This is a genomic window from Leifsonia sp. GW821-FHT13C05 (assembly GCF_058806515.1).
In genome coordinates, this window is record NZ_JBXAPT010000001.1 from 404384 (window position 1) to 430566 (window position 26183).

The window sequence follows — 26183 nt, forward strand, 5'->3', positions numbered from 1 at the left end:
ACCGAGCCTGTCGCGAGCGGCGGAACCCCCTCCCTCAGTCCAGGGCCGATGGCGTCCCCCCGCACCACCGAACAAGTGAGGACGGTCGTTGATGGCGCTTCAGCCCACCCACACCCGATTCAGCACCACCCCCGTGAAGCAGGGTCTGTACGACCCGGCCCACGAGAAGGACGCCTGCGGGCTCGCGATGGTCGCGACGCTCCGCGGAACGGCCGGTCACGACATCATCGACGCCGCCCTGGATGCCCTGCGCAACCTGGAGCACCGTGGCGCCGTCGGCTCCGACGCAGGAACGGGTGACGGAGCGGGCATCATCACGCAGGTGCCGGACGCCTTCCTGCGCGCCGTCGCCGGCTTCGAGCTCCCCTCCGCCGGCCGCTACGCCGTCGGCAACGTGTTCCTGCCCGTCGACGAGGCGGAGCGCGCAGAGGCGAAGGCGGCCATCGAGGCCATCGCCGCCGAGCAGGACCTCACCGTCCTCGGCTGGCGCGAGGTCCCCGTCGCCGCCGGCGAGATCGGAACCCTCGCCCGCAACGCGATGCCGTTCATCGAGCAGCTCTACGTGTCGAGCACCCGCACGGGCGACGACGGAGAGCAGGTCGGCGGCATCCTGCTCGACCGGCAGACGTTCTTCCTGCGCAAGCGGGCGGAGCGCGAGCTCGACATCTACTTCTCGTCGCTGTCGAGCCGCACCCTGGTCTACAAGGGCATGGTCACGACGCTGCAGCTCGAGCCATTCTACCCCGACCTCTCCGACCAGCGTTTCGCCTCCAAGCTGGCGCTCGTGCACTCGCGCTACTCCACGAACACCTTCCCGTCCTGGCCGCTGGCCCAGCCGTTCCGGATGATCGCGCACAACGGCGAGATCAACACCGTGCAGGGCAACCGCAACTGGATGCGCGCCCGCCAGTCCCAGCTGGAGAGCGAGCTGCTCGGCGATCTGTCTCCCGTGCTCCCGATCGTCACGCCGGGCGCCAGCGACTCCGCCTCGTTCGACGAGGTCGTGGAGCTGCTGTCGCTGTCCGGCCGGTCCCTCCCGCACGCCGTCATGATGATGGTTCCCGAGGCGTGGGAGAACCAGACCGAGATCGAGAAGTCGCGCCGCGACTTCTACGAGTACAACTCGATGCTGATGGAGCCGTGGGACGGCCCGGCGGCGATCGTCTTCACCGACGGCTCGCTGGTCGGCGCGACCCTCGACCGCAACGGCCTGCGCCCGGGCAGGTACGTCGTGACCAACGACGGCCTCGTGGTGCTCGCCAGCGAGATCGGCGTGCTCGACATCGCGGCGAGCCGCGTCGTCCGCAAGGGCCGCCTGCGTCCGGGGAAGATGTTCCTCGTCGACACCGTCCAGGGCCGCCTGATCGAGGACGACGAGATCAAGGCAGACCTGGCAGCCGGCGCGCCGTACGGCGAGTGGCTGGATGCCGGACGCATCAACCTGAAAGACCTCCCGGAGCGCGAGCACATCGTGCACACCCCCGCGTCGATCACGCGCCGCCAGCGCACGTTCGGCTACACGGAGGAGGAGGTGCGCATCCTGTTGAAGCCGATGGCGACGACGGGTGCCGAGCCGCTCGGCGCGATGGGGTCCGACACCCCGGTCGCCGTGCTCTCCGACCGCCCGCGCCTGCTCTTCGACTACTTCACGCAGCAGTTCGCGCAGGTCACGAACCCGCCGCTCGACTCCATCCGCGAGGAGGTCGTCACCTCGCTGAAGTTGGGCCTCGGCCCAGAGCGCAACCTGCTCGTCGCCGGTCCTGAGCACGCCAAGCAGGTCGTGCTCGACTTCCCGGTGATCGACAACGACGAGCTGGCGAAGATCCAGCACATCGACCCGCGTCCGGGCAGCCGCCTGACCACCACGGTCAAGGGCCTTTACCGGTTCGACGCCGGCCCCGACGCGCTGCAGCTCCGGCTCAAGGAGATGTGCGACGAGGTCGACGAGGCCATCGCGGCGGGGGCGCAGTTCATCGTGCTCAGCGACCGCGACTCCACGAAAGACCTGGCGCCCATCCCGTCGCTGCTGATGCTGGCGGCCGTGCACCACCACCTGATCCGAGCGGAGAACCGCATGAAGGTGGGCCTGATCGTCGAGGCCGGTGACGTGCGCGAGGTGCACCACATCGCGCTCCTGATCGGCTACGGCGCATCCGCGATCAACCCGTACCTGGCGATGGAGACCTGCGAGGAGCTGGTCCGCAGCGGAGCCATCACCGGCGTGACGCCGGAGAAGGCCGTCAAGAACGTGATCAAGGCGCTCGGCAAGGGCGTGCTGAAGATCATGTCGAAGATGGGCATCTCGACCGTCTCGTCCTACGCGGGCGCGCAGGCGTTCGAGGCCGTCGGCCTCAGCCAGGAGTTCGTCGACCTGTACTTCACCGGAACGACGAGCAAGCTCGGCGGCGTGGGCATCGAAGTCATCGCGGCCGAGAACCTGTCCAGGCACGAGAGCGCGTACCCGGCGGAGAGCGCCATCGTCGCGCACGAGCGGCTGGCAACGGGCGGCGAGTACCAGTGGCGCCGCGACGGCGCCCCGCACCTGTTCAACCCGGAGACGGTGTTCCGCCTGCAGCACTCCACCCGCACCCGGCGCTACGACGTCTTCCGCGAGTACACGAAGCTGGTCGACGACCAGGCGGAGAGCCTGATGACGCTGCGCGGCATGTTCACGCTGCGCACCGGCGTGCGGCCCGCCGTTCCGCTCGACGAGGTCGAGTCGGTCGAGTCGATCGTCAAGCGGTTCTCGACCGGCGCGATGAGCTACGGCTCGATCTCGCGCGAGGCCCACGAGACGCTCGCCATTGCGATGAACCGTCTCGGCGGCAAATCGAACACCGGTGAGGGAGGGGAGGACCTCGACCGTCTCCTCGACCCTGAGCGCCGCAGTGCGATCAAGCAGGTGGCGTCCGGCCGGTTCGGCGTGACGAGCATGTACCTGACGCACGCCGACGACATCCAGATCAAGCTCGCCCAGGGCGCCAAGCCGGGCGAGGGCGGTCAGCTGCCCCCGACCAAGGTCTACCCGTGGGTGGCGCGCACCAGGCACGCGACGGCCGGCGTCGGACTCATCTCGCCGCCCCCGCACCACGACATCTACTCGATCGAAGACCTGAAGCAGCTGATCTTCGACCTCAAGCGCGCCAACCCGGATGCGCGTGTCCACGTCAAGCTCGTCAGCGAGTCCGGCATCGGCGCTGTCGCGGCGGGTGTCGCGAAGGCCCTGGCCGACGTCGTGCTGGTCTCCGGCCACGACGGCGGAACGGGCGCATCCCCGGTCAACTCGCTCAAGCACGCCGGCACCCCGTGGGAGCTCGGCCTGGCGGAGACGCAGCAGACGCTGATGCTCAACGGGATGCGCGACCGGGTGGTCGTGCAGGTCGACGGGCAGCTGAAGACGGGACGCGACGTGATCGTCGGCGCCCTGCTCGGCGCGGAGGAGTTCGGCTTCGCCACGGCGCCGCTGGTCGTCTCCGGCTGCATCATGATGCGCGTCTGCCACCTCGACACCTGCCCCGTCGGCGTCGCCACCCAGAACCCGGAGCTGCGCTCCCGGTTCTCCGGCAAGCCGGAGTTCGTGGTGAACTTCTTCGAGTTCATCGCGCAGGAGGTGCGCGAGTACCTCGCAGAGCTCGGCTTCCGCACGCTCGACGAGGCCATCGGCCACAACGAGCTGCTCGGCGTCGACGGAGCGATCGACCACTGGAAGGCGTCCGGTCTCGACCTCGCGCCGATCCTCACCGGCCCGGAGTTCTCCGCCGACGTCCCGCGCAAGAACGCGAGGACGCAGGATCACGAGCTGGACAAGCACTTCGACAACCACCTCATCCAGGAGAGCGCGGACGTGCTCGCCCGGGGCGGTCACATCGAGCTGAACCTGCCCATCCGGAACACCGAGCGCGCTGTCGGCACCATGCTCGGCCACGAGGTGACCGTGCGGCACGGCGAGAACGGCCTGCCGACGGGGTCCATCGAGATCACCCTCACGGGGTCGGCGGGGCAGTCGCTCGGCGCTTTCCTGCCGAGCGGTATCACGCTGCGGCTCGAAGGCGACTCGAACGACTACGTCGGCAAGGGTCTCTCCGGCGGCCAGATCGTCGTCCGCCCTCCGAAGGGCAGCGTGTTCCCCGCGGAGGAGAACGTGATCGCCGGCAACGTGATCGGCTACGGCGCGACCCAGGGCAGCATGTTCATCCGGGGCATCGTCGGTGAGCGATTCCTGGTCCGCAACTCCGGGGCGACAGCGGTCGTCGAGGGCGTCGGCGACCACGCGCTCGAGTACATGACCGGTGGACTCGCCGTGATCCTCGGCTCGACCGGGCGCAACCTCGGTGCAGGCATGTCCGGAGGCACCGCGTACGTCTACGACCTACAGAAGGACCTCGTCAACCGCGATTCGCTCGCCAGCGGGGAACTGGAACTGCTGCCGCTCGGGAGCGCGGACGTGGAGATCGTGCGCGACCTGCTCGAACGGCACGTGGCCGAGACGGAGTCGGACCTGGCCGCGAGGCTGCTGGCGGGCTTCGACGAGACCGTCGCCCGGTTCGTCAAGGTGCTGCCGCGCGACTACGCGGCCGTGCTGCAAATGCGTCAAGACGCCGTCGACGAGGGCTTGGACCCCGACGGCGACATCGTGTGGAACAGAATCTTGGAGGTGACCGGTGGCTGATCCAAAGGGCTTTTTGAAGGTTACGGAGCGCGAGCTTCCCAAGCGCCGGCCCGTGTCGGTGCGACTGATGGACTGGAAAGAGGTCTACGAGGCCGGCGACCCCGCCCAGCTCCGCAGGCAGGCCGGTCGCTGCATGGACTGCGGCGTGCCGTTCTGCCACCAGGGCTGCCCGCTCGGGAACCTCATCCCGGAGTGGAACGACCTGATGTACCGCGGTGAGGGGCGTCAGGCCATCGACCGGCTGCACGCCACCAACAACTTCCCGGAGTTCACCGGGCGGCTGTGCCCGGCTCCGTGCGAGTCGTCGTGCGTCCTCGGCATCAACCAGCCGGCGGTGACGATCAAGCAGGTCGAGGTGTCGATCATCGACCAGGCCTGGCAGAACGGCTGGGTGCAGCCGCACCCGCCGGAGCGCCTCACCGGCAAGACGGTCGCCGTCGTCGGCTCCGGCCCGGCCGGTCTCGCCGCCGCCCAGCAGCTCACCCGCGCCGGTCACACCGTCGCCGTGTACGAGCGCGACGACCGCATCGGCGGCCTGCTGCGCTACGGCATCCCGGACTTCAAGATGGAGAAGAAGCACCTCGAGGCGCGTCTCAACCAGATGATGGCGGAGGGCACCCGCTTCCGCGCCGGCGTCAACATCGGCGTCGACATCACCTGGGACGACCTGCGCGCCCGCTACGACTCCGTCGTGGTCGCCACCGGTGCGATGGTCCCGCGCGACCTGCCCATCCCGGGCCGCGACCTCAGCGGCGTGCACTTCGCGATGGAGTACCTCGTCCAGCAGAACAAGGCGGGCGCCGGCGACCAGGTCGCCGACCAGATCTCCGCGGAGGGCAAGCACGTCGTCGTCCTCGGCGGTGGAGACACCGGAGCGGACTGCATCGGAACGGCGCACCGCCAGGGCGCTGCCAGCGTCACCAACCTCGCCATCGGCAAGCAGCCGCCGTCGGAGCGCCCTGGCCACCAGCCGTGGCCGATGACGCCGACGCTGTTCGAGGTCTCCTCCGCACACGAGGAGGGCGGCAAGCGCGAGTACCTCGCCTCCACCGTCGAGTTCCTCTCCAACGAGTTCGGAGAGGTGCGCGCCATCCGCGTCGCGGAGACCGAGTACCTCGACGGACGCCGCGTGCCGAAGGCCGGCACCGAGCGCGAGATCCCCGCAGACCTCGTCCTCCTCGCCCTCGGCTTCACCGGCCCCGAGCAGGACGACCTGGATGCGCAGCTCGCCCTCCCGTTCGACGAGCGCGGCAACGTGACCCGCGACGCCGACTACCAGACCAGCCAGCCCGGCGTGTTCGTCGCCGGCGACGCTGGGCGCGGACAGTCGCTCATCGTGTGGGCGATCGCAGAAGGTCGTGCAGCGGCCGCCGCCGTTGACCGGTATCTTGAAGGGGAGACGCATCTGCCGTCCCCCGTCCGCCCCACCGACAGGGGAATCCTCGTCTGACTGAACGGACTCCCCGGCACCCCGCGGGCGTCATCACCGAATCGAGCGCCGTCAGGGGCGCAGAATCACGGAGCAAGCAAAAAGTATGAGAAGGGCGAAAATCGTCGCGACCCTCGGGCCAGCGACCTCGAGCTATGACAATATCCGCGCGATCATCGACGCGGGTGTTGACGTGGCCAGGATGAACCTGAGTCACGGAAGCTACGACGTCCACGAGGGCGTTTACGCCAACGTGCGCAAGGCCGCCGACGACGCGGGCAAGCCGGTCGCCGTCCTGGTCGACCTCCAGGGCCCGAAGATCCGCCTCGGCAAGTTCGAGGCTGGTCCATACGACCTCGCCGAAGGCGACATCTTCAAGATCACCACCGAAGACATCATCGGCACCAAGGAGATCTCCTCCACGACGTTCAAGGGGCTGCCCCAGGACGTCAAGCCGGGCGACTTCCTCCTCATCGACGACGGCAAGGTGCGCGTGCAGGTCGTGGAGACCGACGGCACCGTCGTCACCACCAAGGTGATCGTCGCCGGTCCCGTCTCCAACAACAAGGGCATCAACCTGCCCGGCGTCGCGGTCAACGTGCCTGCGCTGTCCGAGAAGGACGAGGCGGACCTCCGCTGGGGCCTCAAGCTCGGTGCAGACCTCATCGCGCTGTCGTTCGTGCGCAACGCCGCCGACATCGAGCGCGTGCACGAGATCATGGCGGAGGAGGGCCGCAAGCTCCCCGTCGTCGCCAAGATCGAGAAGCCGCAGGCCGTCGACAACCTCGAGAGCATCATCGAGGCGTTCGACGCGATCATGGTCGCCCGTGGCGACCTGGGCGTCGAGCTGCCGCTCGAGGCCGTCCCGATCGTGCAGAAGCGCGCCGTCGAGCTCGCCCGCCGTGCGGCCAAGCCGGTCATCGTCGCCACGCAGATGCTCGAGTCGATGATCTCCAGCCCCGTCCCCACCCGCGCGGAGACCTCCGACGTCGCCAACGCCGTCCTCGACGGTGCTGACGCTGTGATGCTCTCCGGCGAGACCAGCGTCGGCGAGTACCCCGTGATCACCGTGCGGACCATGGCGCGCATCGTGGAGTCGACGGAGGAGCACGGTCTCGACCGCATTGCTCCGCTCGGCACCAAGCCGCGCACGCAGAGCGGTGCGATCACCCTCGCCGCCGTCGAGGTGGCCGAGTTCGTCGAGGCGAAGTACCTCTGCGTGTTCACCGAGTCCGGCGAGTCCGCCCGCCGCATGTCGCGCATCCGGAACAAGATTCCGATCCTGGCGTTCACGCCGGAGGAGTCGGTGCGTCGTCGCATGGCGCTGAACTGGGGCGTCGAGTCGTTCGTCGTGTCGCGCGTCACCCACACCGATCAGATGGTCGCGCAGGTGGACGAGGCTCTGAAGTCGACCGGCCGCGCCGTGAACGGCGACAAGGTCATCATCATCTCGGGTTCCCCTCCCGGAATCCCCGGAACCACCAACGACATCCGCGTCCACAGGGTGGGCGACGTCCTCTAAGACGTCAGGATGTGCGAACGGCCCCCGCGATGTGCGGGGGCCGTTCGGCGTTTCCCACGGAGTTCGCAGCATCCCCGAGGGTTCGCCGACCCGCCACAGGCGTAGTCTCGACTCCATGAAACGCCGCTGGGTCCGTTGGCTTCCCGCCGCTGTCGTGCCTGCCGCGATCGCGGCCGGTGTCATCATCGCGCCGCTCGCCGCCGGGGCCGCCGATCTTCCGTCGAAGACGCCGGACGAGGTGCTCCGGCTGGTCGCGGCGAGTGACGTGAAGGCGTTCTCCGGCACGGTCGAGCAGAGCTCGGAGCTCGGGCTGCCGTCGATCCCGTCGACCGGGCCAGGGTCGGGTTCCGGCTCGGCGTCGGGTTCTGCGTCCGGTGATGCCGCGAGCATCCTGGAGCTGCTGACCGGTGACCACACGGCGAAGGTGTACGTGGACGGCCCGGCGAAGCAGCGCCTCCAGGTGCTCGACCAGCTGGCCGAACGGGATGTGATCCGCAACGGCTCCGACGTCTGGGTCTACACGTCGACCGGCAAGAAGGTCACGCACGTGACGCTGCCCGATCGCTCCACCGTGAAGTCGCCGGACAACAAGCGACCGGACCCGGATGCAACGACGGGCGCGGCCACGACCCCGTCGCAGCTGGCGCAGCGCTTCCTCGCGGCTGTCGATCCCAGCACGTCGGTCACCCTCGGCGACCCGGTGAAGGTCGCAGGACGCGACGCGTACGACCTTGTGCTCACCCCGAAGACCGACGCGACGCTCGTCGGCTCTGTCTCCATCGCGGTCGACGGCACCACGGGCATCCCGCTGCGGGTGCAGGTGGATGCACGCGGCCAGAGCACACCCGCCTTCGAGGCCGGGTTCAGCGAGTTCAGCACGGCGACGCCGTCCGCGAGCGTGTTCGCGTTCACGCCGCCGAGCGGCGCGACGGTGACGGAGCAGGCGCTTCCCGCCCCGGGCGAGAAGAAGGCGGAGGCAGGCTCGCACGCCAAGCCGACCGTCACCGGCACCGGCTGGGACGCGGTCGTCAGCGCACCGGCTGGCTCCGTTCCCTCCGACCTCACCTCGTCCCCGCTGTTCGCTCAGCTGACCACCCCGGTGGACGGCGGACGCGCCTTCAGCACCTCTCTCGTGTCTGTGCTCGTCACCGACGACGGACGGGTGTTCGCCGGCGCGGTGCCCGTGTCCGCCCTGCAGGCCGCCGCTCGGTGACCGACGCAGCCGCCGCCATCACGACGAGCGGCCTCAGCAAGCGGTTCGGCTCGCGCACCGTGGTCGACGGTATCGACCTGCACGTCCCGCGCGGCTCGGTGTTCGGGTTCCTCGGGCCGAACGGGTCGGGCAAGACCACGACCATCCGGATGCTGCTCGGGCTGGTCTCCGCGTCAGCCGGGGAGATCCGGCTGTTCGAGCAGCTGATGCCCGCCAGCGGGGCGACCGTCCTCCCGCGGGTCGGGGCGCTGGTCGAAGGGCCGGCGTTCGCGCCGTACCTGTCCGGGACGGCCAACCTGCTGCGCCGCGACTCCGCCGACCGCTACGCCCCGTCCGCAACGCGTCGCGCGCGTGTCGCCGCCGCTCTCGACCGAGTCGGGCTCACCCACGCGGCGGGAAGGAACGTGCGCGCGTACTCGCTCGGCATGAAGCAGCGCCTCGGCATCGCCGGCGCCCTGCTCACCGACCGCGATCTGCTCATCCTGGACGAGCCGACCAACGGCCTCGACCCGCAGGGCACCAGGGAGGTGCGCTCGCTCGTGCGTTCCCTCGCCGACGAGGGACGCACGGTGTTCGTGTCCAGCCACCTGCTCGCCGAGATCGAGCAGATCTGCACGCACGCCGGGATCATGCGCACCGGACGGCTGGTCGCGCAGGGCTCGCTCGACGAGCTGCGCGGCGCCACGGGACCGCGCGTGCGCGTCGAGACCCCGGATGCGCGGGCGGCGGCGACCATCCTCACCGGGCTCGGGATCGCCCCGGCCACCGCCACGGCGGCCAACTCCGGCTCTGGCACGACCACCGAGTCCGGCAGCGTCCTGGATGCGCCGCTCCCCGTCCCCGCGCCCGCCGCGGAGGACATCGTGGCGGCCCTCGTCGCCGGCGGCGTGCGGGTGCGCGGCTTCGGCGTGCACGGGTCGACGCTGGAGGAACGTTTCGTGGAGCTCACCGGGGAGGGCTTCGATGTCGAGCAGTGAGACGGCGACCGGCGGGGGAGCAGGGGCGGAAGCCGCGCCCCCGCATCCGGTGCCGACGGCGAATCGGGCGCGTCCGGCGGCCGGGTGGTCGCTGCTCTGGTCGGAGCTGTCCGTGCTGTTCCGGCGCTGGCGCACCTGGGCGATGCTCGCGGCCCTCGCCGCCATCCCCATCCTGATCGCCATTGCTGTGCGGCTGACCGGCGGGGCGCGCGCCGGGCGTGGTCCGGCCTTCCTCGACCAGATCACCGCGAACGGCCTGTTCGTCGGCTTCACGGCGCTGGTGGTGTGCGTTCCGCTGTTCCTGCCGCTCACCGTCGGGGTGGTCGCCGGAGACACCATCGCGGGGGAGGCGAGCCACGGCACGCTGCGCTACCTGGTGATCGCCCCGGCCGGGCGGCTGCGGCTGCTCGCCGTGAAGTACGCGGGAGCTGCGGCATTCTGCATCGCGGGGACCCTGGTGGTGATCGTCGCCGGGTCGGCGATCGGCGCCATCCTGTTCCCGATCGGGCCGGTCACCCTGCTGTCCGGCACGCAGGTCGGGCCGTGGGATGCGTTCGGGCGCCTGCTCATGATCGGCGCGTACGTGGTCGTGTCCCTGCTCGGGCTGTGCGCCATCGGACTGTTCTTCTCCACCCTGACCGACGTGCCGGTCGGTGCGATGGCGGCGACCATCGTGCTCTCGGTGGTGTCGCAGGTGCTCGACCAGCTGCCGCAGCTGGAGGCGCTGCATCCCTGGCTGTTCAGCCACTACTGGTTCGGCTTCGCCGACTTCCTGCGCGACCCGGTGAGCTGGGACGCGTTCGGCAGCAACGCTCTGCTGCAGCTCGGGTACGTCGCGGTGTTCGGTGCGCTGGCGGTCGGCCGGTTCACGACGAAGGACATCCTCTCCTAGGGGCTCGCCCTACGGGATGGCCTCCGCGGCGGATTCGAGGTCGGACTTCGGATGGTCGCGCTGCGTGGCGATGGTGACGCCCGCCGCGACGCAGACCACGGCGATCCCGAGCAGCTGGACGCCGCTGAACGACTCGTGCAGCACGAGCACGCCGAACAGGGTCGCGATGGCAGGCCCGAGGCTCGTGATGACCGCGTAGAGCCGCGGGGTGATCCTGCGCAGGATGAAGGTGTCGAGGCTGTACGGGATGGCGGAGGACAGCACGCCCGCTGCCACGAGCATCCCGAGCACCGGCCAGTTGAGACGGCTGTAGTCGACCACGAACAGGGCGATCGGCAGCAGGATGATCGTGGCGACCACGCTCGCGACGCTCAGCCCTTCCAGCCCCGGCAGGCGTGTGGCGACGCGGCGCGTGAGCAGGATGTACGCCGCCCAGCTCGCGGCGGCCGTCAGGGCGAGCACGACCCCGAGCGGGTCGATCGCGCCCTCCGTGCCGGTGAGCAGCACGACGCCGCCCGCCGCGAAGAGCGCGCACACCACATCCACGACCCGGCGGGAGCCGGCCAGCGCGAGCGCGAACGGTCCGAGGAACTCGATGGTGGCGGCGATGCCGAGCCCGAGCCTGCCGACCGCCTCGTAGAAGCTGAGGTTCATGGTCGCCAGCACCACGCCGAGCGCGATGGCCGGCCAGAGGCGCCGCCAGGTGAGTTCCGCCCGCTTCGGGCGGTAGAACGGGAGGACCGCGATGGCGGTGATGACCTGCCTGACCGCCACGACCACCACGGACCCGACGATCGGGATGAGCAGCCCGGCCACCGACGATCCGAAGTTGATGCTGACCTCGGTCGCGACCTGGGTGCCTGCGCCGATCAGGCGGTCGCGTCTGGGTGTCACCAGACGAGCTTATGGGGTCACGGCACCAGCTCACGCCGCATGATCGCGCGCGTGGCGGACGGCCGCCGCACCATCGCGAACCCGGCGGACTCGAACAGCGAGACGGTGCCGTGGTAGCGCTCCGCAGCGCTGAGCGACGGCCGGACGCCCGGGTCGACCGGGTAGCCCTCGATCACCTCCGCGCCGCGCTCCGCCGCGTGCTCGACCGCTCCGGCGAGCAGCGCGCGGGCGACCCCGCGCTTGCGGTGGTCGATGCGCACGACGAAGCAGGTGACCGCCCACGGGTCGTCTGGGTCGCCCGCCAGCCGTTTGGTGATCGGCGAGCGCCGCAGCCCCGGATACGCGGTGTACGGCTCCACGGCGGACCAGCCGACCGGCTCGCCGTCGATGCGCGCGATGACGCCGGGGGATCCCTGCTCGACGGAGGTGTGCAGCAGCGCGGTCTTCTCGTCGGTGGACGTCGCGCGGAACTCTCCGCCGCTCAGCTTGAACCACTGGCACCAGCATCCGGAGGGGTCTCCGCGCTCCCCGAACACGGTGCGCAGGTCGTCCCAGGTGTCCGCTCCGACGGATTCGACGGTGATCGACGGCTGTGTCATGCCGCCACGCTACCGCGCGTGCAGCGCCCCGGCGAGGATCGTGGGGTGCTCGACGTGCCCGAAGTGTCCGGTCGCCGGAACCACCACGGCGCGGAAGTCCGGGATGATCGCCGCCAGCCGGTCGTCGTCGTCCGCACCGACGAACACGTCCCTGTCGCCGTGCAGTGCCAGCACGGGGCACCGGATACGCGCCCAGCGGGCCGCCGCCGGGTACGTCGTCGCGCAGTGCAGTGCCCGGAGGAACGCGCCGGGGCGCAGGTCGTGCGCGAGGTCGTGCACGGCCTGGCGGTCGACCACGGTGAACAGGGGAGCGGCCAGCAGTGTCAGGATCCCGCTGCCGTCGAGCGCGCGGACGAACCGGGCGGCGTACGGTCCGAGCCCCGCGAGCATCCGGATGCCCACGGCGAGCAGCATCAGCGGCGCGTAGTTCAGGAGGCGGCCGACCGGGCCGAGGCGGTCGCCGCGGCCGCCGAACGTGGTCGCGGAGACCAGCAGCACGGACTCGGTGGCCGCCGGTTCGCGCACGGCCAGTTCGAGCGCGACAAAGCCGCCGAGGGAGTGGCCGACGAGACGCCAGCGGGTGTATCCGAGGGAGCGGGCGACCTGGGCCACCGCGTCGGCCAGGCCGGTCGCGTCGAGCGCCGACAGGTCGTCGACGGGGGAGTCTCCCCAGCCGGGCAGGTCCGGCACGACCAGGTCGGCCACGGAGCCACCCGTCTCCGCGGCGCCGATGGCCGCGCGCCAGGTGGTCCAGGAGCCGGCGGCACCGTGCAGCAGGATCGTGGCGGTGTGCGACTCCCGGGGCGTGTGGCGCACGGCCACGGGTCCGAGCGCTGTGTCGACGGTGGAGACATCCATACCTGTTGTTCGGAGCGGTCCCCCCGTAGGATGCCGAGCGAGGGGAAGGAATCCTGTGACGACACCGACCACCACGCTCACTCCCGAGACTCTCGACCGATTGGATGCGTGGTGGCGAGCCGCCAACTACCTCTCGGTCGGCCAGATCTACCTGCTGGACAATCCGCTGCTGCGCGAGCCGCTGACCCGCGACCACATCAAGCCGCGGCTGCTCGGCCACTGGGGCACGACGCCCGGCCTGAACTTCATCTATGCGCACCTCAACCGGGTGATCCAGGAGCGCGACCTGGACACGATCTTCGTCGCCGGCCCCGGCCACGGCGGCCCAGGAGTGGTGGCGAGCGCCTACCTCGACGGCACGTACAGCGAGATCTACAGCGCGATCGACAGGAGCACGGACGGGCTCCGCCGCCTGTTCCGGCAGTTCTCGTTCCCCGGCGGCATCCCGAGCCACGCCGCTCCGGAGACGCCGGGGTCGATCCACGAGGGCGGCGAGCTCGGCTACGCGCTCTCGCACGCGTACGGTGCGGCGTTCGACAACCCGGACCTGCTGGTCGCCGCCGTCGTCGGCGACGGGGAGGCGGAGACCGGCCCGCTCGCGACGGCCTGGCACTCGAACAAGTTCCTCGACCCCGTCACCGACGGCGTCGTGCTGCCGATCCTGCACCTCAACGGCTACAAGATCGCGAACCCGACCGTACTGGCGCGCATCCCGGAGAGCGAGCTGTTCGACCTGATGCGGGGATACGGCCACACGCCGTACCTCGTCTCCGGCGGCTTCGACGGGGAGGACCCGCGCGCCGTGCACGAGCGGATGGCGGAGACGATGGACCGCATCCTGGACCAGATCGCGGGCATCAAGGCGGCCGCCGCGGCCGGTGAGCTGACCGAGCGGCCGGCCTGGCCGATTCTCATCCTGCGCACGCCGAAAGGCTGGACCTGCCCGAAGGAGATCGACGGGCATCCGGCCGAGAACAACTGGCGCTCCCACCAGGTGCCGCTCGCCGACGCCCGCGACACCGAGGAGCACACGCGCCTGCTGGAGAGCTGGATGGCGTCGTACCGGCCGGAGGAGCTGTTCGACGAGTCGGGAGGCCCGGTCGAACTCGTCACCGCGCTCGCGCCGGACGGCGACAGGCGGATGAGCGCCAACCCCGTCGCCAACGGCGGACTGCTGCGGCGCGACCTGCGGCTGCCCGACTTCCGGGAGTACGCGGTGGATGTCCCGTCGCCGGGCGAGACCGTGGCAGAGGCAACGAAGGTGCTCGGCGAGTGGTTCAGGGACGTGATGGAGGCGAACCCGCGCGACTTCCGCCTGTTCGGGCCGGACGAGACGGCCTCCAACCGGCTGCAGGCCGTCTACGACGTGACCGCCAAGCAGTGGAACGCCGAGTTCTGGCCGATCGACGAGGACAACCACCTCGCACGTTCCGGACGGGTGATGGAGATGCTCAGCGAGCACCAGTGCCAGGGCTGGCTGGAGGGCTACCTGCTCACCGGCAGGCACGGGGTGGTCAACTCGTACGAGGCGTTCATCCACATCGTCGACTCGATGTTCAACCAGCACGCCAAGTGGCTGAAGTCGTCCAGGGAGATCGAGTGGCGGCGGCCGGTGGCGTCGCTCAACTATCTGCTCAGCTCCCACGTCTGGCGGCAGGACCACAACGGGGCGTCGCATCAGGATCCCGGCTTCATCGACCACGTGGTCAACAAGAAGGCCGACATCGTGCGGGTGTACCTGCCGTTCGACGCGAACACGCTGCTGTCGACGTACGATCACTGCCTGCGCTCCGTCGACTACGTGAACGTGGTGGTCGCCGGCAAGCAACCAGCGCCGAACTGGCTGACGATGGAGGAAGCGATCGCCCACTGCACCCGCGGCATCGGCATCTTCGACTGGGCGGGCACCGAGGTGGATGGGGAGGAACCGGATGTGGTCCTCGGCTGTGCGGGCGACATCCCGACCCTGGAGGTGCTGGCCGCCGCATCCATCCTGCGGGAGCGCATCCCGTCGCTGAAGGTGCGCGTGGTCAACGTGGTCGACCTGATGCGGCTGCAGAGCGAGGGCGAGCATCCGCACGGCCTCAACGACCACGCGTACAACGCCCTGTTCACCACCGACAAGCCGGTGATCTTCGCCTACCACGGCTACCCGTGGCTGATCCACCGCCTGACCTACCGGCGGGCAGGCCACGACAACCTGCACGTGCGCGGCTACAAGGAGGAGGGCACCACCACGACGCCGTTCGACATGGTGATGCTCAACGACCTCGACCGGTACCACCTGGTGATCGACGTGCTCGACCGGGTGCCGGGCCTCGCCGCCCGCGAGGGTGCGTTCCGCCAGGAGATGCAGGATGCGCGCATCGCCGCCCGCGAGTACACGCGGGCACACGGCGAGGACATCCCCGAGGTCGCGGAGTGGACCTGGGCGGGCGGCACGCGGACGACGCGCTTCGACACGACGGGCGGCGACAACGACTGAGAGCTGAGGACGACCTGCGCGGTCAGAGCGGGGAGGCCGCCGTCGGATCGACGACGGTGAGCTCGGCGATCTTCGCCGCCCGGCCGTCTCCGGAGGAACGGCCGGTGAGCCTGCGGCCGATCCACGGCAGCACGTAGCGCCGGTAGTAGTCCGCGGTGCGGCGGGAGCGTTCTCCCGGCGGAGCGGCGGCGACCTCCTCCACGCCCCACTCCGCGGGAACGGGGACGCCGAACGCGGTGAGCACGTTGCTCGCGACGCGCGCGTGGCCGAGCGGGTTGAGGTGCAGGCGGTCCGGCGACCAGTAGCGCAGGTCCCAGAGGGTCTCGTCCGCCCAATTGTCGACGAAGGTGACGTTCTCGAGCGGGAGGTGGCTGCGCACCGCATCCGCCAGCTCGTTGCCCCGGCGGCGCACGAGGCCGCCCATCGGCAGGTGCGCCGACGGGTTCGCGCCGCTCAGCAGCAGCAGGTGGATGCCCTCCGCCGTGACGCGCTTCGCCGCATCCACCAGCTGGGTCGCGACGCCGTCGATGGAGACGCGGGGCCGCATGATGTCGTTGCCTCCGCCGTTCAGGCTGATCAGCTGCGGGTGCTGGGCGATGGCGGGCGGCAGCTGGTCCTCGATCAGGGGACTCAGCTTGCGCCCCCGGATGGCGAGGTTGGCGTAGCGCACGTCCCCGCCGTCCCTGCCTGCAGCGATGGCCAGCCCCAGCGCGACGAAGTCGGCCCAGCCGCGCGTGCGGCCGTCCGGCAGGTCGTCTCCGACACCCTCTGTGAAACTGTCGCCGACGGCGATATAGCTCGTGAACACATCGCTACGTTACCCGCCCGCTAGTAGCATGGGCGCCAGTTCAGCCAGTGCAGACGAGCAGAGGAGCCCACGATGTCCCGAGTCAGTCCCTTCCTGTGGTTCGACGACCAGGCGGAGCAGGCGGCGGAGTTCTACGTCTCGGTCATCCCGAACTCGCGGATGCTGGACGTCAGCAGGTTCGCACCGGATGCGCCCGGTCAGGCGGCCGGGGTGTCCAGGGTGCGGTTCGAGCTCGACGGCGTGGGGGTGATGGCGCTGAACGGCGGCCCGCTCTACCCGTTCACCGAGGCGTTCTCGTTCTCGGTGACCGTCGACGACCAGGCGGAGGTCGACCGGCTGTGGGATGCGCTCACCTCCGACGGGGGAGAGCCCGGCCAGTGCGGCTGGCTGAAAGACCGGTGGGGCCTCAGCTGGCAGATCGTGCCGTCCGCCCTGGACGAGCTGCTGAGCGACCCGGACCCGGCGAGGGCGAACCGCGCCGTGCAGGCGATGCTGAGCATGGGCAAGCTGGACATCGCCGCCCTGCGCGCCGCAGCGGACGGCTGAGCGGGCCGGGCCGGCCGGGCGCCGCCACTGCCGCTACTGCGCGATCAGCGCCTGCCAGGCGAGCAGGTGCTCCGCGGTGACCCCGCGGTATCCCGCGATCCCGGAGAGCTGCTGCCGCGCCAGCGCGGTCTGGGCTTCGAGGGCGACGGCGGTGTCGTCGCCGAACGTGTACTGCGGCCCTCCCGCGACGGCGGGCGTGTCCGTCTCGACGCCGACGGTGAACGGCACGGAGCGCGCTGCGGCAGCGGTGGCGGCCGGCTGAGCGAGCGCGACGATCCCGTCGGCTCCCGCCGCGTGATCGGAGAACGCGACGATCGCGACCGTGTCGAGGTGGGGGAGCAGGCTGTCGAACGCCGTTGAGGCTCCGTACGGCTTCGCTTGCAGCCACCACGGCAGGTCGGCGCCGATCGGCGTGCCGTTCGCGACGGCGGCCGCCGCGTCGAACATCGTGCTCAGCTGCGGCACGATGACGCCGAGGTCGGGTTCGCCTGCCGCAGACGCCCACGGCTCGACGTCGAACTGGATCGCGTCGAAGTCGGCGGTGGCGAGCGCATCGTGGGTCCACTGCGCGGCGAGCTGCGGCTGCCTGGCCCACTCCGGATCCCCGCCGAGCGCGGCGACGGTCGTCACGCCTGCGCCGTGCAGCGCCTCGACGGCCTGGGGCAGCCAGGTGGCGAACGCGCCCTCCTGCGGCGCCCACGGCACGGACAGGTAGACGCTGGTCAGGTGATGCTCAGCGGCGAAGGCGGCGAGTGCATCCGGCTGGAACTGCTGCTGGCCGAGGCCACGGGCGTCGGTCGCCGGGTCGATGGGGTTGCCCCACGCCCACACGCTGGTGATCGCGGACGGCGACGAGCCCTCGGAGACGTTGGCGACCGCGTTCGCGGCGGCGGGTGCCAGCACGGCGGCCGCCAGAACGACGAAGCCTGCGCCGGCGATGGCCGACCTGATGCCTCGGATACGCATGCACACCCCTCTCCTGTTTCGTCAAGCGAATAAGGCGCTGTCATTTCGGGTGTGCAGCAGTCCCATTGTGGCAGGAGGTGCGGGGGACGTTAACCCTCATTCCGGGGTACATCCTGCGGGATGACCACGCTCGCGAACATCCGGAGCCGCCGGTCGTCGGTCGGGGTGTTTCCGATCCGGGAGGCGAGGACCTGTCCGAGCTCCGCGCCGAGTTCGGCGAACTCGGCGTCGCTCAGCCAGAGCCCGGACATGCTGTACCCAGCGCCGTCGGCGACCAGGTCGGGCGTCCCGGCGGCCAGGTACTCGTCGAACGCGGTGAGGAGGTGGGCGATGTACGCCCGGAACATCGCGGCGTGCTGCTCGGTGCTCAGGGTCGCCAGCTCGTCCGGCGTGACGCGTGCGGCATCCACGCGGAGGGCGAGGGTGCGCTCGACCCCGCCGCGGACCCGCCGCTCAGAGACCACCTCGAGGACGCCCGCGTTACTGAGAAGTGAGACGTGGCGGTAGAGCGTCGCGGTCGGCACGTCGGAGAGCTGCTCGGCGAGCTGAGCGGTCGTGAGCGTCCTGTCGCCGAGGAACGCCTGCACGATGCGCAGCCGCACCGGGTGGAGGAGGAGCTCCGAGCTGTTCATCCGCCCAGTCTAGAGGTTTTGTTCTCGCCCGTGATAATGTTCTCGCATTCGAGAACAATCGTGGAGGGATCGACGGTGCATGTGAATCTGGACATCGGCTCGCTGCCCGTGGCCGTGCTCGTGATCCTGGGCATCGTCCTGGTCGCGCAACTGGTGCTGCTGGTGTGGGCGCTGGTCGATCTGGTGCGGAGGCCGACGGCCGCCGTGGCGTTCGGCAACAAGTGGGTGTGGGTGGCGATCATCGTGCTCGTCAACCTGATCGGGCCCATCCTGTACTTCGTCGTCGGGCGCCTGCGAGTGGCGCAGGAGCAGCCGGTGCTGGCTCCGGTGGCCAGGGTGACGATGGCCGAGGTCGCCGACGCCCTCTACGGCAGGCGAGACGGCACACGAGACGACAGCCGAAACGACGGGGGAGACGCATGAGCGCCGCGCTGGAGCTGGTGGGGCTGACCAAGGAGTTCGGCGGGAAGCGCGCGCTCGACGCCGTGGACCTGAGCGTCGCCGACGGCTCGATCTTCGGCTTCCTCGGCCCGAACGGTGCGGGCAAGACCACGGCGCTGCGCATCGTCACCGGCCTCGCCCGGCCGACCAGCGGGACGGTGCGGGTGCTCGGCCAGGACGTCGCGACGGCGGGCAACGCCGTGCGCGCGCAGCTCGGCTTCCTGCCGGACGTCCCTGCGTTCTACGAGTGGATGACGGCGCCGGAGTTCATGCGGTTCGTCGGCGGACTGTTCGGGCTGGAGCACCGCATCCTGAACCAGCGGACGGCGATGCTGCTCGACATCGCCGGGCTCGCCGGGGTGACCACCAGGATCGGCGGGTACTCGCGAGGGATGAAGCAGCGGCTCGGGATCGCGCAGGCGCTGATCAACGCGCCCCGGCTGCTGCTGCTCGACGAGCCGACGAGCGCCCTCGACCCCATCGGCCGCAAGGACGTGCTCGACATGCTCGACGCGCTGCGCGGCCGGGCGACGATCTTCTTCTCCTCGCACATCCTGGGCGATGTGGAGCGAGTCTGCGACACCGTCGCGATCCTGAACCACGGGCGCGTGCTCACCCAGGCGAGCATGCACGAGCTGAAGGAACGCCACAGCGGCCACCGCATCGTGCTCGAGGTCACGGACGGTGCGGACGCGCTGGCCGCCGCCATCACGGCGCAGCCGTGGGCCACGTCGGTCTCCCGTGGCGGCCACGGCACCATCGAGGTGCTGGTGGCCGATCAGGATGCCGCACAGCGCGAACTGCCGGCGCTCGTCGCTGCGCAGCACGCCGGACTGGTGCGGCTGGAGGCGGTCGAACCCGGTCTGGAAGACGTGTTCGTCGAGCTGGTCGGGGAGGTGGCGTGATGCGCTCCGCCCTCGTGTTCGCCCGCAAGGAGGCGTTCGAGATCCTCCGCACCTGGCGCGTCTTCGTGCTGCCGGCCATCCTGCTGCTCTTCGCACTCACCGGTCCGCTGCTCGCCAAGTACACGCCGGAGATCCTCGCCGCGGTCGCCGGCGACCAGTTCTCGTCCCTGCCGCTGCCGACCCCGACCGTGCTCGACGCATACGGCCAGTGGATCAAGAACCTCGGCCAGATCGGAATCTTCGCCCTGGTCATCATCTACGGCGGGATCGTGTCGGGCGAGCGACGCAGCGGCACCGCGATCCTCGTGCTCACCAAACCGGTGTCGCGGGTGGCGTTCGTGGTGGTGAAGGCCATCGTCAACGCGGTCTACCTCGCGGTGCTGCTGGTGGCCGGCACCCTCGTGACCTGGGCGGTGACCGCCGCCGTGTTCGGCGAGGCTCCGGGAGGCGCCCTGTGGTCGTCGGCGCTGGTCTGGCTGGTGCTCGCGGTGTTCTACCTGGCCGTGATGACGCTGTTCTCGGTGCTCATCCCGTCGGCGGCGGGCGCGGCGGGCGCTGGGCTCGGCCTGTTCGCGGTGATCTCGGTCGCCGGCGTGTGGAAGCCGCTCGCCGACTGGTCGCCCGCGGGGCTGCTCGGCCAGGCCACGTCGCTGGCGGCAGGGGCGCCCACGGACGGCGACGCCGTGCTGTGGTCGGTGCTCAGCTCGCTGGGCGTCGCCGTGCTGGCGGTGCTCGGCGCCGCCGCGCTGTTCCGGCAGCAGGAGCTGTGAGGCGCGCGGCGGGCCGCTAAAGGACCTTCCGCACCACCTGGCTGCCCGCCGTGACGACGGTCCGCGGTGCGACGTCCTTCGCGATCACCGCGCCCGCCCCGATCACCGCGCCGTCGCCGATGGTCACCCCGGGGGTCACGGTCACGTTCGCGCCGATCCACACCTCTGCGCCGATCACGATGGGCGCGGCCGTGATGCCGTCGTAGCGCTCGGACGGCGCGACGGGATGCCCGGCCGTGCTGAGCGTGACGCCGGGGCCGATCATCGTGCCGTCGCCGATGGTGATGCCGCCGATGTCGTAGAACGAGCAGTTCTGGTTCACGAACACCCGATCACCCAGGGTCAGCGCGAGCCCGTGGTCGCAGTAGAACGGGGGATAGACGGTCAGCCCGGCGGGGAGCGGGCCGCCGATGATCTCGCTCAGCAGCGCCGCCCGCCCGGACTCGTCTGTGAACGGCAGAGCGTTGAGCCGCGACGTGAGACCGAGCACGGTCTGCACCCGCTCCGTCACCGCCCTCGATTCCGGGGTATGCCGCGGGATGAGCCGCTCGCCGCTCATCGCCGACCGCTCATCGCACGTCGCTCATCGCCACCCGGCCGCCGGCGCGACATCCCGCGCGATCGACTCCAGGATGCGCGCGTTGAACTCGACGCCCAGCTGGTTCGGCACCGTCACCAGCACCGTGTCCGCCGCCTGCACGGCCTCGTCCGCCGCGAGCTCGGCCGCGATCACGTCCGGCTCACCGACGAAGCTGCGGCCGAAACGGGCGAGTCCTCCGTCGAGGTGACCGACCTGGTCGCTCGACTCCGCCACGGCGCTCGCGCCGAAGTAGCGGCGGGTCTCGTCGTCGATGATCGGGATGATGCTGCGGCTGACCGAGACGCGGGGCTCGCGCTCGTGACCTGCCTCGCGCCAGGCATCCCGGAACATCCGGATCTGCTCGGCCTGCAGCTGGTCGAACGGCACTCCGGTGTCTTCCGTGAGCAGGGTGGAGCTCATCAGGTTCATGCCCTGCTCGGCCGTCCACACCGCCGTGGCGCGGCTGCCGGCACCCCACCAGATGCGCTCGTCCAGGCCGGGAGAGCGCGGCTCGATGGCGAGCGGCTGCGAGACGCCGGTCATCTGCGGGTTGGACATCGCGATCCCGGCCCCGGCGATCGCGGCGCGGAACACCTCGGTGTGGCGGCGCGCCATGTCGGCGTCGGATTCGTCGTCCGCCGGCACGTAGCCGAACGACTCGTAGCCGTGCAGCGCCGTCTCCGGTGACCCCCTGCTGATGCCGAGCTGCAGTCTCCCGCCGCTGATCAGGTCGGCTGCCGCTGCGGACTCCGCGGCGTAGAGCGGGTTCTCGTAGCGCATGTCGATCACGCCCGTGCCGATCTCGATGGTGCTCGTGCGGGCGCCGATCGCCGCGAGCAGCGGGAACGGCGACGCCAGCTGCCTGGCGAAGTGGTGCACGCGCACGTACGCGCCGTCGACGCCGACCTCCTCCGCCGCGACCGCCAGCTCGATGGTCTGCTGCAGAGCGTCCGCCGCCGTGCGCGACACCGAGCCGGGGATCGGCTGCCAGTGGCCGAAGGAAAGGAATCCGATGCGTTTCACAGTGAACACAATCATGCCCCCGATCCGAGTATTCCGCAGGTCGCCTGCGGCGGCGTATCGTCGCAGGGTGGTCGACTGGTTGTGCGCTGCGTGCGCCGTGGAGTTCCCCGCGGGAGACGAACCTCCCGCTTCGTGCCCGATCTGCGAGGACGAGCGGCAGTACGTGCCGCCCGGCGGGCAGGAGTGGACGTCGCTGCAGGCGCTGCAGCGTGCGGGGGAGCGGGTGACCGTCACCGAGCTCGAGCCGGATCTGTACGCGCTGCGGTCCGAGCCGAAGATCGGCATCGGCCAGCAGAGCATGCTGCTGCGCACGCCCGATGGCAACCTGCTCTGGGACCCGACGGGCTACGTCGACGAAGCTGCGGCCGCGGCCGTGCAGGATCTCGGCGGCGTCGCCGTCATCGCCACCAGTCACCCGCACATGTTCGGTGCGCAGACCTCCTGGTCCAGGATGCTCGGCGACCCGCCCGTGCTGGTTCACACCGCGGACCGCGACTGGGTGCAGCGGGACGAGCCGAGCATCCGGACCTGGAGCGGAGACGAGGAGGTGCTGCCCGGCGTGACGCTGCGCACGATCGGTGGCCATTTCCCCGGCAGCGCGATCGTGCACTGGGACCGTGGGGTGGTGCTCGCCGGCGACACCGTGTTCCCCGGCCCGTCGCAGCGCTGGGTGACGTTCATGCGCAGCTTCCCCAATGCGATCCCGCTGTCGGCCGCCGTCGTGCGGCGGACGGCCGACAGGGTCTGCGAACGGCCGTTCGACCGGCTGTACGGCAACCTGGGCAACGTGGTGCCCGTGGATGCGCGCGCGGCGGTGCTGCGCTCGGCCGAGCGCTACATCGGCTGGGTGAGCGGCGCGTTCGACGACCTCACCTGAGCGCAGACCTAGGCGAGATACGGGGCCAGCTCGAACTCGAGCGCCGGCTTCGGCTTCGCCCCGACGATGGTCTTCACCACCTCGCCGTTCTGGAAGACCTTCATCACCGGCAGCGACATCGCACGGTAGGTGGCCGAGGCCTGCGGGTTGTCGTCCGCGTTGATCTTCACGATGCTGATGCGGTCGGCGTGTTCGTCGGCGAGCTGTTCCAGGATGGGGCCGAGCGCGCGGCATGGGCCGCACCACTCCGCCCAGAACTCGACGATGGTGGTTCCGGATGCGGCGAGCACGGCCTCCGGGAATGTGGCGTCTGTGACGGCGTTGAGTGTTGTCATGCGGCGAGGCTAGACCGTGACCTCTGGGTCAGGGTCAAGCTGTGCGAGCATGGAATCCGGAGGTGCGCATGGAGACACTGACCCAGGAGCAGATCCGGGAGTCGTTCGTCAACTGTTCGAGGAGCGAGGCGGCCGAGCTGCCGTTGCCGCCCGGCATGCACGAGGTGGACTGGTCGAGGCGGGAGTACCTCGGCTGGCGCGACCCGCGCATCCCGCAGCGCGGCTACGTGGTGGTGCCGACCGAGAACGGCCCGGTGGGCATCGTGCTGCGCGCCTCCGACGCGTCGATGCGGTCGCACGCGCCGTCGATGTGCGGCTGGTGCCAGGATGTGCACGCCACCCGCGACGTGTACCTCTACGTGGCCAGGAGGGCCGGTCAGGCCGGTCGCAACGGCGACACGGTGGGCACGATGCTGTGCGGCGGCTTCGAGTGCAGCGAGAACGTGCGGAGGACGCCGCCTCCCGCGTACGTCGGGTTCGACGCCGACACGGTGGTCGCCGACAGGATCGCCGGGCTCGCCGAGCGGGCACGGCGCTTCGCGGCCACGGTCGTCGGCGCGCGCATCTGACGCATCCGCTGTCGCGGCCGCTGGATCGGGGCGGTGACTCCGGGCCGGGCACGGAAACGCCGGACCCTGGCGCGCCGCCCGGAACATCCGGATGCGCGCTCAGAGCCCGGCGTGACCGGACGGAGCCCTACTTCACCACGTAGCCGTTCAGCGCGGCGGCGACCGAGGCGCTGACGGCAGCCGAACCGCCGAGGATGACGATCTTCTTCGGCTTCAGGCGGGTCAGCTCAGCGGCGATCGACTGCGGGATGGCCGTCGACTGGGTGAGCAGCACCGGCGCGTTCGCGATGCCGGCGACCGGAGCCCCGGAGAGCGCGTCGGGGAAGTTCGTCCCGACCGCGATGTACGCGGCGGCGACGCCGGGCGCGAAGTTCGCCTGGGACACCTTCGCGCTGGTGATGTACCGATCGTCCCCGGAGATGCGCGTGACGGAGCCGGACGTGTACGACTTCAGCGCCGCCTCGACGGACGTGTTGATCGCGTCCGTCCCTCCGAGCACCACGATCTTGCCCGGACGCAGCCGCTGCAGTTCGCCGGCGACACTGGGCGGGATGCTCACACTCGTGACGAGCAGGAGCGGCCCGCTGTGCGCGGAGCCCGCCGCGACGGAGGCGCCGGTGAGGGCATCCGGGAAGTTCATCCCTGTCGCGATGTACGCGACGGACGGGTTCGCCCCGAAGGCGCTCTTCGACACGGCGACGCTGGTCTCGAACCGGTCGGAGCCCGCCAGCCTGGTCACCCCGCCGGACGTGTATGCGCGGAGCGCGGACACGGTGCCGTCCGAGATCGCCGTCGGACCGCCGAGCACCACGATGCGTGCGGGTCTCAGGCGTTTGAGCTCCGTCGCGATCACGTCGGGGACGCCGTACGGCTGCACGAGCAGCACGGGCCCGCGCTGTTTACCGGCGGCCGGGCCGCCGGCCAACGCGTCCGCATAGTTGTATCCGGACGCCACGTACGCCACGGGGACGCCGGGGGAGAAGGTGGACGATAATGCAGCGCTCGTGCCGAATGCGTCGGCGCCGGCGAGACGGTTGCCGAGGGCGAACGCCTGCAGGTCCTTCAGCGAGCCGTTGAACACATCCTGGTCTCCGGGGAACGGCCCGACGCCGTTCGCGAACTGCCAGATCGTGTACGAGCCCCATCCCGGCGGAAGCGGAGGGGTGCTGATGTTGGAGTAGTTGGCGACGAACAGCGGGTATGCGCCGAAGGCCGCGCTCCCGCCGGTGCACAGGTTCCACCAGTTGGTGTTCGTGTAGATGGCGGGCGCGATGCCGGTCATCGCCGTGACGGTGTTCACGAAGTCGGCGACCCAGGCGACCATCTGCGGAGCGCTCAGGCCCCAGCAGGTGTTGCTGCCGCCGTACGGGTTGAACTCGATGTCGAGCAGCGGGGGCAGGGTCCGGCCGTCCGCCGACCAGCCTCCGCCGTTCTGCACGAAGAAGCGCGCCTGCGCGGCGCCCGACGAGGTGTTCGGCGTGGCGAAGTGGTAGGCGCCGCGGATGATGCCGACGTTGTACGCGCCGCTGTACTGCGTTGAGAACTGACTGCTCTTGTAGTCGAGGTCCTCCGTCGCCTTAATGTACGCGAAGCGTCCGCCGTCCGCCCAGACCTGGTTCCAGTTGATGTTGGTCTGCCAGCCGCTGACGTCCAGACCGCGGACGCCGGGCGGGAACGTGGTGGCCGCAGCGCTGAACGTGCGCGCCTGGCTTCCCGCATCGTTGCCCGCTGCCGCGTCGGCGGCAGCACCGCTGAGCGAGAACGTCGAACCCATCGAGTGGTTGCGGGCGGCGTTCATCTCCGCGAGGGCGGGATCGGCCGCCACGGTCGAACCGGGCGCTGCTGCGGTGGGCGCGGGCGCTGCGGGCGCGCTCGCATCCGAGGCTGCGGCCGGTGGAGTGGCGGGTGCCGCATCCGGTGTGGGTGTCGTCGTCGGCTGCGCGGTCGGAGCAGCGGTGGGCGCCGCCTCCGAACCGGAAGCAGGTGCCGCAGGCGACGTGGATGTCGTGGACGGTGACGGCGACGGCTCTTGCGCCGCCGTGGCGGGGAGCTGAGCTCCAGCCACGACGAGACCGACCGTCGTCACGAGTGTGAAGGTCGTGGCAAGGCCGACCCTGAGCCTGGAACGCATGGTTGTTTCTCCCCTGACCGCCTGTCGGTGCGGTCCCAGGCAGACTAGTTGAGGTTCGGCCG

General features: G+C 70.3%; 23 protein-coding genes. 13 read left to right on the plus strand and 10 right to left on the minus strand.

What is annotated here, in order from left to right:
* Nucleotides 1–91: 91 nt before the first annotated feature.
* The 6 genes from gltB to AC1ROC_RS01950 all read left to right on the plus strand — a co-directional run bounded on the left by gltB (nucleotide 92) and on the right by AC1ROC_RS01950 (nucleotide 10702).
* The gene (gltB, locus tag AC1ROC_RS01925) at nucleotides 92–4669 is read left to right on the plus strand and encodes a glutamate synthase large subunit (RefSeq protein WP_492997740.1); all 4578 of its coding nucleotides are present in this window, start codon (nucleotides 92–94) and stop codon (nucleotides 4667–4669) included.
* On the plus strand, nucleotides 4662–6119 hold the full coding sequence (locus tag AC1ROC_RS01930; protein WP_085367708.1) for a glutamate synthase subunit beta: 1458 nt from the start codon (nucleotides 4662–4664) through the stop codon (nucleotides 6117–6119). The genes gltB and AC1ROC_RS01930 overlap by 8 nt, the downstream gene beginning before the upstream one ends.
* Nucleotides 6120–6204: 85 nt before the next feature.
* Nucleotides 6205–7620, plus strand: a complete 1416-nt coding sequence (pyk, locus tag AC1ROC_RS01935; RefSeq protein ID WP_492997742.1) for a pyruvate kinase — start codon at nucleotides 6205–6207, stop codon at nucleotides 7618–7620.
* A 115-nt stretch (nucleotides 7621–7735) separates the two neighbouring features.
* Nucleotides 7736–8833: a LolA family protein gene (locus AC1ROC_RS01940; protein WP_492997744.1), complete on the plus strand. Its 1098-nt coding sequence runs from the start codon at nucleotides 7736–7738 to the stop codon at nucleotides 8831–8833.
* Nucleotides 8830–9810 (plus strand): ABC transporter ATP-binding protein, encoded by a 981-nt coding sequence (locus AC1ROC_RS01945; RefSeq protein WP_492997746.1) that lies wholly within the window; start codon nucleotides 8830–8832, stop codon nucleotides 9808–9810. Before AC1ROC_RS01940 ends, AC1ROC_RS01945 begins: the two co-directional genes overlap by 4 nt.
* Complete coding sequence (locus tag AC1ROC_RS01950) at nucleotides 9797–10702, plus strand: ABC transporter permease (RefSeq protein ID WP_492997748.1); 906 nt, start codon at nucleotides 9797–9799, stop codon at nucleotides 10700–10702. Before AC1ROC_RS01945 ends, AC1ROC_RS01950 begins: the two co-directional genes overlap by 14 nt.
* Before the next feature lie 9 nt (nucleotides 10703–10711).
* On the opposite strand, the gene AC1ROC_RS01955 is transcribed toward AC1ROC_RS01950, so the two are convergent.
* The 3 genes from AC1ROC_RS01955 to AC1ROC_RS01965 are packed head-to-tail and all read right to left on the minus strand — an operon-like array spanning nucleotide 10712 to nucleotide 13053.
* On the minus strand, nucleotides 10712–11596 hold the full coding sequence (locus AC1ROC_RS01955) for an EamA family transporter (RefSeq protein ID WP_492997750.1): 885 nt from the start codon (nucleotides 11594–11596) through the stop codon (nucleotides 10712–10714).
* A gap of 17 nt (nucleotides 11597–11613) precedes the next feature.
* A complete protein-coding gene (locus AC1ROC_RS01960; protein ID WP_492997752.1) occupies nucleotides 11614–12195 on the minus strand; it encodes a GNAT family N-acetyltransferase in 582 nt (193 codons plus the stop codon).
* A 9-nt stretch (nucleotides 12196–12204) separates the two neighbouring features.
* Entirely contained in the window at nucleotides 12205–13053 is an 849-nt protein-coding gene (locus AC1ROC_RS01965) for an alpha/beta fold hydrolase (RefSeq protein WP_492997754.1), read from the minus strand.
* A 55-nt stretch (nucleotides 13054–13108) separates the two neighbouring features.
* Here AC1ROC_RS01965 and AC1ROC_RS01970 point away from each other — a divergent pair, with 55 nt between their 5' ends.
* A complete protein-coding gene (locus AC1ROC_RS01970) occupies nucleotides 13109–15538 on the plus strand; it encodes a phosphoketolase family protein (protein ID WP_492997756.1) in 2430 nt (809 codons plus the stop codon).
* Nucleotides 15539–15560: 22 nt separating this feature from the next.
* On the opposite strand, the gene AC1ROC_RS01975 is transcribed toward AC1ROC_RS01970, so the two are convergent.
* Nucleotides 15561–16346 carry an SGNH/GDSL hydrolase family protein gene (locus tag AC1ROC_RS01975; protein ID WP_492997758.1) on the minus strand — a complete coding sequence of 262 codons (786 nt, stop codon included), beginning with the start codon at nucleotides 16344–16346 and terminating at the stop codon, nucleotides 15561–15563.
* A 72-nt stretch (nucleotides 16347–16418) separates the two neighbouring features.
* On the opposite strand from AC1ROC_RS01975, the gene AC1ROC_RS01980 reads away from it, so the two are divergent.
* Nucleotides 16419–16892: a VOC family protein gene (locus tag AC1ROC_RS01980; RefSeq protein WP_492997760.1), complete on the plus strand. Its 474-nt coding sequence runs from the start codon at nucleotides 16419–16421 to the stop codon at nucleotides 16890–16892.
* 33 nt (nucleotides 16893–16925) lie between these two features.
* On the opposite strand, the gene AC1ROC_RS01985 is transcribed toward AC1ROC_RS01980, so the two are convergent.
* Nucleotides 16926–17858 (minus strand): hypothetical protein, encoded by a 933-nt coding sequence (locus tag AC1ROC_RS01985; RefSeq protein ID WP_492997762.1) that lies wholly within the window; start codon nucleotides 17856–17858, stop codon nucleotides 16926–16928.
* An 89-nt stretch (nucleotides 17859–17947) separates the two neighbouring features.
* Complete coding sequence (locus AC1ROC_RS01990) at nucleotides 17948–18490, minus strand: helix-turn-helix domain-containing protein (RefSeq protein WP_492997764.1); 543 nt, start codon at nucleotides 18488–18490, stop codon at nucleotides 17948–17950.
* 75 nt (nucleotides 18491–18565) lie between these two features.
* On the opposite strand from AC1ROC_RS01990, the gene AC1ROC_RS01995 reads away from it, so the two are divergent.
* Genes AC1ROC_RS01995 through AC1ROC_RS02005 form a run of 3 tightly spaced genes read left to right on the plus strand, consistent with a single transcriptional unit; the run spans nucleotide 18566 to nucleotide 20606 of the window.
* Nucleotides 18566–18913, plus strand: a complete 348-nt coding sequence (locus AC1ROC_RS01995; RefSeq protein ID WP_218775125.1) for a PLD nuclease N-terminal domain-containing protein — start codon at nucleotides 18566–18568, stop codon at nucleotides 18911–18913.
* Nucleotides 18910–19836 carry an ABC transporter ATP-binding protein gene (locus tag AC1ROC_RS02000; RefSeq protein ID WP_085367695.1) on the plus strand — a complete coding sequence of 309 codons (927 nt, stop codon included), beginning with the start codon at nucleotides 18910–18912 and terminating at the stop codon, nucleotides 19834–19836. Before AC1ROC_RS01995 ends, AC1ROC_RS02000 begins: the two co-directional genes overlap by 4 nt.
* Nucleotides 19836–20606, plus strand: a complete 771-nt coding sequence (locus tag AC1ROC_RS02005; RefSeq protein ID WP_492998903.1) for an ABC transporter permease — start codon at nucleotides 19836–19838, stop codon at nucleotides 20604–20606. The genes AC1ROC_RS02000 and AC1ROC_RS02005 overlap by 1 nt, the downstream gene beginning before the upstream one ends.
* Nucleotides 20607–20622: 16 nt before the next feature.
* Here AC1ROC_RS02005 and AC1ROC_RS02010 read toward each other — a convergent pair whose 3' ends face one another.
* Together AC1ROC_RS02010 and AC1ROC_RS02015 are read right to left on the minus strand one after the other, a co-directional pair.
* The gene (locus AC1ROC_RS02010) at nucleotides 20623–21165 is read right to left on the minus strand and encodes a sugar O-acetyltransferase (RefSeq protein WP_492997766.1); all 543 of its coding nucleotides are present in this window, start codon (nucleotides 21163–21165) and stop codon (nucleotides 20623–20625) included.
* A gap of 24 nt (nucleotides 21166–21189) precedes the next feature.
* Nucleotides 21190–22224 (minus strand): LLM class flavin-dependent oxidoreductase, encoded by a 1035-nt coding sequence (locus tag AC1ROC_RS02015; RefSeq protein WP_492997768.1) that lies wholly within the window; start codon nucleotides 22222–22224, stop codon nucleotides 21190–21192.
* Nucleotides 22225–22276: 52 nt separating this feature from the next.
* On the opposite strand from AC1ROC_RS02015, the gene AC1ROC_RS02020 reads away from it, so the two are divergent.
* Complete coding sequence (locus AC1ROC_RS02020; RefSeq protein ID WP_492997770.1) at nucleotides 22277–23086, plus strand: MBL fold metallo-hydrolase; 810 nt, start codon at nucleotides 22277–22279, stop codon at nucleotides 23084–23086.
* Between the two features lie 8 nt (nucleotides 23087–23094).
* Here AC1ROC_RS02020 and trxA read toward each other — a convergent pair whose 3' ends face one another.
* The gene (gene trxA / locus AC1ROC_RS02025) at nucleotides 23095–23421 is read right to left on the minus strand and encodes a thioredoxin (RefSeq protein WP_085367690.1); all 327 of its coding nucleotides are present in this window, start codon (nucleotides 23419–23421) and stop codon (nucleotides 23095–23097) included.
* 68 nt (nucleotides 23422–23489) lie between these two features.
* Here trxA and AC1ROC_RS02030 point away from each other — a divergent pair, with 68 nt between their 5' ends.
* A complete protein-coding gene (locus AC1ROC_RS02030; protein WP_085367689.1) occupies nucleotides 23490–23990 on the plus strand; it encodes an FBP domain-containing protein in 501 nt (166 codons plus the stop codon).
* A gap of 127 nt (nucleotides 23991–24117) precedes the next feature.
* On the opposite strand, the gene AC1ROC_RS02035 is transcribed toward AC1ROC_RS02030, so the two are convergent.
* The gene (locus tag AC1ROC_RS02035) at nucleotides 24118–26121 is read right to left on the minus strand and encodes a cell wall-binding repeat-containing protein (RefSeq protein WP_143465541.1); all 2004 of its coding nucleotides are present in this window, start codon (nucleotides 26119–26121) and stop codon (nucleotides 24118–24120) included.
* Nucleotides 26122–26183: the final 62 nt, after the last annotated feature.